7 protein-coding genes are annotated in these 9,761 nt (G+C 71.9%); 6 read left to right on the forward strand and 1 reads right to left on the reverse strand.

The genetic code is table 11. The features are described from left to right. Positions 1-92: 92 nt before the first annotated feature. Positions 93-1,457 carry an ABC transporter substrate-binding protein gene (locus tag ACZ5GT_RS32490; RefSeq protein WP_469033469.1) on the reverse strand — a complete coding sequence of 455 codons (1,365 nt, stop codon included), beginning with the start codon at positions 1,455-1,457 and terminating at the stop codon, positions 93-95. Positions 1,458-2,178: 721 nt separating this feature from the next. On the opposite strand from ACZ5GT_RS32490, the gene ACZ5GT_RS32495 reads away from it, so the two are divergent. From ACZ5GT_RS32495 to ACZ5GT_RS32520, 6 genes are all read left to right on the forward strand, one after another. Continuing rightward, positions 2,179-3,456, forward strand: coding sequence for a WD40 repeat domain-containing protein (locus tag ACZ5GT_RS32495; RefSeq protein WP_469033470.1), 1,278 nt, complete (start codon positions 2,179-2,181; stop codon positions 3,454-3,456). A 386-nt stretch (positions 3,457-3,842) separates the two neighbouring features. Beyond that, on the forward strand, positions 3,843-4,541 hold the full coding sequence (locus tag ACZ5GT_RS32500) for a FadR/GntR family transcriptional regulator (RefSeq protein WP_469033473.1): 699 nt from the start codon (positions 3,843-3,845) through the stop codon (positions 4,539-4,541). 43 nt (positions 4,542-4,584) lie between these two features. Then, on the forward strand, positions 4,585-6,033 hold the full coding sequence (locus ACZ5GT_RS32505; RefSeq protein WP_469033476.1) for a four-carbon acid sugar kinase family protein: 1,449 nt from the start codon (positions 4,585-4,587) through the stop codon (positions 6,031-6,033). Next, positions 6,033-6,896 (forward strand): class II fructose-bisphosphate aldolase, encoded by an 864-nt coding sequence (locus ACZ5GT_RS32510; RefSeq protein WP_469033479.1) that lies wholly within the window; start codon positions 6,033-6,035, stop codon positions 6,894-6,896. The genes ACZ5GT_RS32505 and ACZ5GT_RS32510 overlap by 1 nt, the downstream gene beginning before the upstream one ends. Positions 6,897-7,279: 383 nt before the next feature. Further along, positions 7,280-8,206: an NAD(P)-dependent oxidoreductase gene (locus ACZ5GT_RS32515; RefSeq protein ID WP_469033483.1), complete on the forward strand. Its 927-nt coding sequence runs from the start codon at positions 7,280-7,282 to the stop codon at positions 8,204-8,206. Continuing rightward, a complete protein-coding gene (locus tag ACZ5GT_RS32520; RefSeq protein WP_469033486.1) occupies positions 8,203-9,645 on the forward strand; it encodes a GntT/GntP/DsdX family permease in 1,443 nt (480 codons plus the stop codon). The genes ACZ5GT_RS32515 and ACZ5GT_RS32520 overlap by 4 nt, the downstream gene beginning before the upstream one ends. Positions 9,646-9,761: the final 116 nt, after the last annotated feature.

Consider the following 9,761-nt stretch of genomic DNA (forward strand, 5'->3'; position numbering starts at 1 on the left):
TTTTTGTTTTCTGGGTGTGCGGGCAACGACGCAAACGCCCCCCCCCCCCCCCCCCCCCCCCCCCCCCCCCCCCCCCCCCCCCCCGGTGCCACCTACTTGGCGACCTTGAGGGACTGCTTCTCCAGGGAGTCCACCGTCTTGGTCTCCGTCGTCTTCAGCGCGTCCTTGAGCGTGCCCTGGCCGCCCAGCGCTCCGGCGATGCCGTCGCCCATGAAGCGGTAGGTGTCGGTCATCGTCGGGCCGAAGGTCCAGTCCGTGGTGACGTTCTTGGCGGCGTCCGAGAAGACGTCGAAGATCTTCTGGCCGTCGTAGAAGTCCACCGGCTTCTTCAGCGCCGCCAGATCGAGGCCCGCGGTGGCCGCGGGGTAGAGACCGCCCTCACGGTTGAGGATCTCCAGCGCCTTCGGGTCGGTGTTCAGCCACAGCGCGAACTTCGCCGCCTCGTAGGGGTGCTTGCTGTCGCCGAGGACCGCCGTCGTCGAGCCGCCCCAGTTGCCGGCCTTGTTCTCGCCCGCGGACCACTGCGGCATCGGAGCCACGCCCCACTTGCCGGCGGTCGCCTTGGCGTTGTCACGGATGGTGCTGTAGCCCCAGGCGGCGCTGACCCAGGTCGCCACCTCGCCGTTGTTCCACGCCTTGTAGAGCGCCGGGGAGAAGCCCTGCAGGTCGGTCGCGACCAGCTTCTCGTCGATCATCTTCTGCCAGTAGTCCGCCACCTCGCCGGCGGCCGCGTTGTCGACGTCGACCTTCCAGGTGTCGCCGTCCTGGCCGAACATGTTCGCGCCCTTCTGCCACAGCAGACCGCTGAACCAGTTCGGGTCCGTCTGCGAGAAGTGCGTCATGTACGCCTTCGGGTCGGCCTTCTTCAGCTTCTTGGCCGCCTCGTAGTACTCCTGCCAGGTCTTCGGGACCGATATGCCGTACTTCTTGAACAGGTCCTTGCGGTAGAAGAGGGCCATCGGGCCGGTGTCCTGCGGGACGGCCCAGACGCCGTCCTTGCCGTCGGCGCCGAAGGTCACCTGGGACCAGGTCCAGTTCACGAAGTCGCCCTTGGCCTGCTTGACGCCCGCGCACGAGGCGATGTCGGTGAGGCCGTCCTGGAGGCGGAAGCTCGCCAGCGAGTCGTACTCGATCTGCCCGAGGTCGGGGGCCTTGCCGGCCTTCAGGGCGTTCGACATGTTCTGGTACGTGCCGGCGTTGCCGTTCGGGACCGACTTGACGGTCACCTGTATGTCGGGGTTCTGGCGGTTCCACTCGGCCACCGCCTTGTCCACGCCGGGGATCCAGGACCAGTACGTGAGCTTGACCTTGCCGTCGCTCTTCTCGCACTTGGCCTGCTCGCCCGACGCGCTGTCCTTGGTGCCGGAGCCGCCGCACGCCGCGGTGGCGAGCAGGGGGAGTGCGGTAAGGGCCACCAGGGCGCGGCGAAGCGCAGGGCGATGGGTCCGCAGTGACATGGCGTCTCCTCGAGTGCGTGCCGCTCCGCTACGTTCCCGGAGTGGCGGGGTGCGGACACATTGACTGTTACCTCCTCGTAAAGTCAACACACTCGATCGCTGGATAACGGAATCAAACATGAACCGTTATCGGGCGCGAGGGCGTCTCGGGTGTCGGCCCCTGCCTGGGGGGATTGGCTTTGCCGATCGTCGGACGGGATTGCCGAACGCTGTCCGGAAACGATTCAGGGAATGTGCAGATGTGAATGAGGGGGGTGGTGGGCGGTGTCTGTCCAGCCGCTGGGGATGTTCCGGCGCCCGTCGGCGCGTCTCCGGGGGCGATGCCTCAAACGCTGCTGTTCGACGGGCTGAACGAGGGGTCCGGCGGGTTTCTCCGTGCGGATGGCCGGATGGGCATCGGGCGTCGTCCCGAGCCGGATACGGAATATGCGGGCGCATACGCGCCCGAGGGCCGTCGCCCGCGGGCCGGCGGGCCCCATGCGCCCGCGAGCGGCGTCCGCCGGCTTCGGGCCCGGACCGTTCCCTGTGACGCCGACAACATCGCCCCGGGCACCGGGCCGGCCGGCGCGGTTCCGTGCACATCCAGGCGTGATGTTCTGTCCGACAGTGCCATGTGCGGCTGAAAGGCCGATGCGGCAGGGCACAGGACGCTTTGCTGGTCTCGGGTGTCTCCGGTCCGGCCGGCCCCGTAACCATGATCTCTTCTCAGGAGTTCCCTTCCATGACCCTTGTCTGCGGGCACGACGCGCATCCCTACGGCCCGCCCCTGTGCGCGCACCTCCGTGCTCCTGCCGCGACGGACCACTTCCTGCGCTACACGGGCGTGGGCCTGAGCAACGAGCACGTCTGCGAGGCCTGCCGGGACGGCAGCGCCGCCACCACCGAGCGGGTGTGCGAGGAATGCTTCGACGACGCGCTCGGCAGCGTTCTGGGAGTGGTCGGAGCGCCGCAGACCGTCGAGGCGCCCAGGCCGCTGGACCCGACGGTGGACAGTACGCCCCTCCCCGGAAACGCCGGCAAGGTCATGGACATGGCCCCGACGGAGCGGGGCCTGCTGCTGCTCTGCGAGGACGGACGCCTCCTGCTCTGGGACGTCCCGGGCGGCGACTGCGCGGAGGTGGGCCGCACCTCCGTCGCCCCGGACACCGACGCGGAACCCTGGTGCGGGCGCTCGCAGACCCGTCGTCTGCACGCCTCGCCCGACGGTCGTTTCGCCGCCGTGGTGATCGACTACGGGCGGCACGGCGAGGTGATCGATCTGACCCGGGGGGCGGTCACCCGCAGTCTGGAGAACGACGGCTACCACAGCGACACCGTGCCTTTCTCGCTCGCCTTCACCACCCTCGGCGAGCGCCAGGTCGTCCTGTACCGGGAGCGGTGGAACCGGATCGTGGTCTGCGATCCGGCGACCGGCGAGACCCTGACGACGACACCCGCGGACGGTGCGGACTCTCCGCTGAACAGTTCCTTCCACGGAGCGCTGCTTCCCAGCCCGAACGGCACGCGCATCGCCTCGGACGCCTGGCAGTGGCATCCTGTCGGCTCGGTGCTGGTGTGGAACCTGGGCGAAGACGCGCGGCCGGGACATGCCGGCTGGTCTCAGCTCGCCCTCTGCGACTACTACTGGGACCGGCCCCTCGCCTGGCTCGGTGAGGACCGCCTGGCGATCGGCGGCATCGGGGACGACGAGCAGACGCTGGTGAACGGTGCGACCGTCTACGAGTTCACCGGTGCGGGCGACGCGCGATGCGTCGAGACGGCGGCGTTCGCGGGGCCGTCCGGCCGGTTCTTCGCCGCGGACGGGCTGCTGTTCTCGACGGGCGAGTCCGGACTGGACGTCTGGGACCCCGCCGAGGGAGCCCGCACCGGCTCGGTACCCGGCTTCCGGCCCACCCATCAGGACCCGCGGACCGGGGAACTCCTCCAGCTCGACGCCCACGCGGGCGTCGTCCGCTGCTGGCACGTCGGCAAGGCCCGGGCGGAGACACCCGGAGCCTAGGTGCCGGCAAGGTCCGGGCTGGGACACCCGGAGCCCAGGCCCCGGCAAGGTCCGGGCTGGGACACCCGGAGCCCAGGCGCCACGGCCCTTCGCGAGGGGCCGGAACCCGCCCCGGGCGGCCGGCCCGGGCTGACCTGCCCCCGTCGCCGACAGCGGCAGGTCAGCCGTACGGCTTCAGGCTGCCCGGCCGGCGCCGAGGGCGGTGTCCTGACCGCGGCCGAGACCGGCTTCGTGAGCGGTGCCCCTGCACGGTCGCCGGATGGCGTGCGATCGAGGTATTGACGCCTCTTCCCGACGGTGTCATTGTTTCCGGCACATGGACATCAGATATCTGATGTCAGATGTGAATCGGTCAGTTGCGATCACCGAACGAAAAGGCTCCCACCATGTCGCTCGCGGACGATCTCGCCGAGCAGCTGCTCACCGCGATCATCGACGGCCAGTACCCGCCGGACGCCGCCCTCCCGCCCGAGGGAGAGCTCTCGGAACGCAGCGGTGTCAGCCGCCTGACCGTGCGCGAGGCGGTCAAGCATCTGCGGGCCCAGAACGTCGTCAGGGTAGTGCGCGGCCGGGGCACCTACGTCAACCCGCCGGACCGGTGGACCGCCCTGGAGCCGGTTGTGCGGGCGGCCTCGCGCGCCGCCAGCGGCGCCCTGTCGGAGCGGCTGATCGAGGCGCGGCGGCTCATCGAGAACGGCGCGTGCGAGCTGGCCGCCTCCCGCCGCAGCGAGGAGGACCTGGAGGAACTGCGCCGACACCTGACGGTCATGCGCGAGGCCGCCGACGCCGGCGACACGGAGCAGTTCGTGCAGGCCGACATCGACTTCCACGACACCGTGATGCGGGCCACGGGCAACCTGTTCGTCCCGCTGCTGTTCGAGCCGTTCGGCCCCTTGCTCGTCGAGGGCCGCCGGGAGACCTCGGCCGTCCCGGAGATCCGCAGCAACGCGATCGCGCACCACGAACGGGTGCTCGCCGCGCTCGAGTCCGGCAGTCCCGATGCCGCCAGGGCCGCCATGGACGGCCACATGAACCAGACCGCCGACGACCTGCGCACCCATGTGATCAAGCGCGACCTCGACTGACCAGCCCCTCGCTCGACTCTTCGTCACAGACCAGGAATTCGCCATGTCCCTACCCCTCCATGCCCAGACCGGCCCCGTCGCCGAGACCGCGGTGCTGGAAGGGCTGCCCCCGGTCCGCGCGGTGAGCGCCACCGAGGTGGCCGCCCGTATCTCCGGCGGCCCCCGTCTCGTCGTCCTCGACGACGACCCGACCGGCACCCAGACGGTCGCCGACGTGCCCGTGCTGACCTCCTGGACGGTGGAGGATCTGCGCTGGGCACTGCGTCAGGACAGCGCCGCCTTCTTCGTGCTCACCAACACCCGCAGCCTGTCGCCCGAGGACGCCGCCGCCCGCAATCGTGAGGTGGTCCGCGCCCTGCACGCGGCGTCCGAGGCGGAGGGCACCGACTACGTCCTCGCCAGCCGCAGCGACTCGACCCTGCGCGGCCACTTCCCCCTGGAGACCGACGTCCTCGCCCGGGAACTGACCGAGCTGGGCGCCAAGGCGGTGGACGGGGTGGTGCTGGTCCCCGCGTACATCGAGGCGGGCCGGCTGACCATCGGATCCCGCCACTGGATGCGGACGCCCGACGGCCTGCTGCCCGTCGGCGAAAGCGAGTTCGCCCGCGACGCCACCTTCGGCTACCGCAGCTCCGCTCTGCCCGAGTGGGTCGAGGAGAAGACGGACGGCCGCGTGTCGGCGGAAGAGGTCCTGCGCATCACCCTCGACGATCTGCGGGTGGGCGGACCGGCGCACACGGCACGGCTGCTGTCCGCACTGCGCGGCGGGCGTACGGCCGTGGTCGACGCGGTGTGTGACGACGACCTGCGGGTGCTGGCCCTGGCCCTCGCGGAGGCGGCTGAGAACGGCACACGGCTGCTGTACCGGGTCGGCCCGTCCTTCGTCAGGGCCCGCGCGGGCCAGGCCGGGCGGGCCCCGCTCACCCCCGCCGAACTGGGCCGACAGCGCCGGCAGGCGCCCCATGGCCTGATCGCCGTGGGGTCCCACGTCTCCCTGACGACACGGCAGCTCGAGCGGCTGCGGGAGCGCGGGGGGATCATCGAGTACGAACTCGACATGGCCCTGCTGCTCGACGATGAGCGGCGCGAAGCCCACCTGGCTGACGTCGCGGCCGCGGCCGCCGGCGCGCTGGACTCGGCCGACGCCGTGATCCGGACCTCGCGCACGCTGGTGACGGGTGCCGACGCGGACGAGAGTCTGGCGATCTCCCGCCGGGTCTCCGCCGCGCTGGTGGAGACCGTGCGCCGGGTCATCGCCCTGCGCCTGCCCGCCTTCGTCGTCGCCAAGGGCGGCATCACCTCCAGTGACACCGCCACCCATGGCCTTCAGATCCGCCGCGCCTGGGCCCGGGGCACGCTGCTGCCGGGCATCGTCTCCCTCTGGGAGGCCGTGGACGGCCCCGCCGCCGGCCTTCCCTACATCGTCTTCGCCGGGAACGTCGGCGGCCCCGACGCCCTCGCCGACGCGATCGACCTGCTCAGGAGCGCGTGATGCTGCTGCACGGAACCGACGCGCTCAAGCAGGCCGCGCACACCGGGCACGCCGTGCCCGGGTTCGTCGCCTACAACCTGGAGACGGTCAACGGCATCACGGCAGCGGCCGAGGCCGCCGGGCGCCCCGTTCTGGTCCAGGCAGGCTCCAGCCCGTTCAAACACGCCGGACGCCGTGCCCTGATGCGGCTGGCTCTGGACGCCGCCGAACACTCCGGCGCCCGTATCGGCGTCCACCTCGACCACAGCCGCGACCTGGACGAGATCACCGTCTGCCTGGAGGCGGGCTACACCTCCGTCATGGTCGACGGGTCCCACCTGCCGTTCGCCGAGAACATCGCTCTGACGAAGGAGGCGGTGCGGCGGGCTCGTGACCACGGCGCGTGGGTGGAAGCCGAACTCGGTGCCCTGGAGGGCGACGAGGACGTCTCCACCGACGCCGTGGCCCAGACCGCGTCGATGACCGATCCACGGCAGGCGGCCGAGTTCGTGGCGGCGACGGGCGTGGACGCGCTCGCCGTTGCCGTCGGCAACGTCCACGGCTTCACCAAGGACCCCGTCCGCCTCGACCTGGAGCGGCTGGCCGTCATCCACGAGGCTGTCCCGGTCCCGCTCGTCCTGCACGGCGCCAGCGGCCTGCCCGTCGGGCAACTGCACGGAGCCCTCGCGCGTGGCGTCGCCAAGGTCAACGTCAACGCCGAATTGCGCCGCGCCTATCTGGAAGCCGTCCGGACGGCGCTCCCGGCCGCCCTGCCCGGCTCCGACACCGTCTCCCTGTGGGCGGCAGGCCGCGACGCGGTCCGGGACGCCGCGCTGGAGGTCATCGGCCGTCTGAGTCCGTCCCCCGAGGGGAGGGCCGGATGACTCCGGCCCAGCCCCGCTGACCCGTCGTCATCCCCGCGTCCACGTTCGATCCGGACAGCACCGCCGTACGGCGCGATCCCCGTACGGCCCCGAACCCCCCGCACCCCGGTCCCGTGACCCACCGGGCGGCCCCGGGATCCCACGTCCCGTCGCGCCACCCACACGAACTGCCCCGGGCCCCCACACCTCCGTCGCGCCACCCGCGCGAGCCGCCCCGGGCCCCCACAACCCCGTCGCGCCACCCGCGCGCCGGCCCGGGAGTCGTCGGCCCTGCGCCATCCCCTCGCAGGCATCCCGACGTGCGTACTCCCTCACCTTGCCGGACCCTCCCCGCCTCCGGCAGCGAATCCGCTCCTCTCCCCTTCCACTTCAGGAGTACAAGGATGTCTCCCCACCCCCGTCCCCGAACGGCCGTCATCGGCCTGGGCGCCATGGGACTTCCCATGGCCCGCCGCCTGGTCGGCGAGCTGCCCGTCTCCGTCTACGACATCGCGGAGGACCGGCGGGCCGCCCTGGCCGCCGAGGGCGCCCGCGCCGCCGCCTCCCCGGCCGAGGCCGCGCATGACGCCGATGTCGTCGTGCTCGCCGTCCGCGACCAGACGCAGGTCGAGGGCGCGCTGTTCGGTGAGAACGGCGCAGCCGAAGCCCTCCGTCCCGGCGCGGTGGTGATCCTCACCAGCACTGTGGGTCCCGAGGCGGCACGCACCACCGCCCGAAGGCTCGCCGAGCACGACGTGCTGACCGTGGACGCGCCGGTCAGCGGTGGCCCGGTGCGAGCCGGCAACGGCGATCTGCTGATCGTCGTCGGGGCCGAGGACGTCGCGCTGAAGACGGCCCGGCCCGTTCTCGGCCTGCTCGCCTCGACACTCACCGTCGTCGGCCCCCACCCCGGCGACGGCCAGGCGATGAAGGCCGTCAACCAGCTGCTGGCCGGCGTGCACATCGCGGCCGCCGCCGAGGCGATCGCCCTCGCCCGCGGCCTCGGGCTGGACCCGGGCACGGTCGTCGACAGCCTCAAGCACGGCGCCGCCGGCTCCTTCATGTTTGCCGACCGCGGGCCGCGCATGGTCCAGACGTACGGCGACGGACCCGGTCCCGAGGTGAAGTCGCGGCTCGACATCTTCGTCAAGGACATGGGCATCGTCACCGGCATCGCGAAGGACGCCCACGTCCCCGTGCCGCTGGCCGCCGCGGCCGAACAGCTCTACCTGCTCGGTGAGCACGCCGGGCTCGGTGCCCACGACGACTCCTCCGTCGTCACCGTCCTGTCCCCCAAGTCCCCCAACGCCTCGGAAGGAGAGGGACGATGAGCCACACCGCCCTGCTCACCATCGCGGTCGCCGGTGTCGCGGCCCTCCTCCTGCTCATCCTCAGAGCCAGGGTCCAGCCCTTCGTCGCCCTCGTGGTCGTCAGCATCGGCGTCGCGCTGGCCGCGGGTGTGCCCGCCGCCGACCTGGTGAAGACGATCGAGGAGGGCATGGGCGCCACGCTGGGTCACATAGCCACCATCATCGCGCTGGGCGCGATGATCGGCCGCGTCATCGAACTCTCCGGCGGCGCGCACGCCTTCGCCCACTCCCTCATCGAGAAGTTCGGCTCCAGGCGCACCCCGCTCGCCCTGACCGTCGCCGGGTTCGTCCTCGGCATTCCGGTCTTTTTCGAGGTGGGCCTGATCATCCTGATGCCGATCGCGTACGGCGTCGCCCGTACCGCCCGCAAGCCGCTACTGGTGTACGCGCTGCCGATGGGCGCCGCGATGCTCACCGTGCACGCCTTCCTGCCGCCGCACCCGGGCGCGGTCGCCGTCGCCGAGGCCATCGGCGCCAGCCAGGGCCTGGTGCTGATGATGGGCATCCCGGTCACGGCCCTCGTCGTCCTGATCGGCTACCTCGTCTCCCGGCGCCTGACCCGCCGCGAGTACCCGATGGACCCCGCGGTGCACGCCGAGGTGTACGGCGAGCCGGAGACCGGCGGCGGCACCCGGCCGGCTCCCGCCGACACCGGCTCGGCCCCCTCCGGCGACGGCCGCGCCACCACCGTGCTGACCAGAACCGTGTCCTCGGGCAGCGAAGTGCGGCCGCCGTCCTTCGGCATGGTCCTGGCGCTGATCGTCACCCCGATCCTGCTGATCCTCGCCGGCACCGTCGGCCAGAACACCCTCGCCGAGGGCTCCGGCCTGCGCGCCGTGCTCACCGTCCTCGGCGCCCCGATGGTGGCCCTGCTCATCGACGTCGTTCTGTGCGGGTTCTTCCTGGGCGCCCGCCGCGGCTGGGACCGGTCACGCATCGCCGAGGTCATGGGCTCCGCGCTGCCGCCCGTCGCGATGGTGATCCTGGTCGCGGGCGCGGGCGGCGTCTTCGGCAAGGTCCTGGTCGCCAGCGGCATCGGCGATGCGATCGCCGACGTCCTGGAGCACACGGGGCTGCCCGTGCTCCTGCTGGCCTTCCTGACCTCCCTCGCCCTGCGGGCGGCCCAGGGATCGGCGACCGTTGCGCTCATCACCACGGCCGGAATCCTCACCCCGCTGCTGCACCGCGCCGATCTGTCCACCAGCCACCTGTCCCTGGTGGCCCTGGCGATGGGCGCGGGCGCCCTCGCCCTGTCCCACATCAACGACGCCGGATACTGGATGTTCACCAAGCTCGCCGGCCTCGATGTCGCGGCGGGCCTGCGCACCTGGACCGTCCTGACGACCGTCATGGGCTGCGCCGGTTTCGCCTTCACCGCGGCACTGTGGCCGCTGGTCTGACCACACGTACCGATGTGGGGGGGGGGGGGGGGGGGGGGGGGGGGGGGGGGGGGGGGGGGGGGGGGGGGGGGGGGGGGAGGAGGGGGGGGGGGGGGGGGGGGGGGGGGGGGAAGAAG

This window comes from Streptomyces sp. NPDC031340 (assembly GCF_055569945.1).

Excerpts from the sequence above, each read along its gene's own strand:
- ACZ5GT_RS32490 (WP_469033469.1), bottom strand. The coding sequence starts at position 1,457 with ATGTCACTGCGGACCCATCGCCCTGCGCTTCGCCGCGCCCTGGTGGCC.
- ACZ5GT_RS32500 (WP_469033473.1), top strand. The coding sequence starts at position 3,843 with ATGTCGCTCGCGGACGATCTCGCCGAGCAGCTGCTCACCGCGATCATC.
- ACZ5GT_RS32510 (WP_469033479.1), top strand. The coding sequence starts at position 6,033 with ATGCTGCTGCACGGAACCGACGCGCTCAAGCAGGCCGCGCACACCGGG.
- ACZ5GT_RS32505 (WP_469033476.1), top strand. The coding sequence starts at position 4,585 with ATGTCCCTACCCCTCCATGCCCAGACCGGCCCCGTCGCCGAGACCGCG.
- ACZ5GT_RS32495 (WP_469033470.1), top strand. The coding sequence starts at position 2,179 with ATGACCCTTGTCTGCGGGCACGACGCGCATCCCTACGGCCCGCCCCTG.
- ACZ5GT_RS32520 (WP_469033486.1), top strand. The coding sequence starts at position 8,203 with ATGAGCCACACCGCCCTGCTCACCATCGCGGTCGCCGGTGTCGCGGCC.
- ACZ5GT_RS32515 (WP_469033483.1), top strand. The coding sequence starts at position 7,280 with ATGTCTCCCCACCCCCGTCCCCGAACGGCCGTCATCGGCCTGGGCGCC.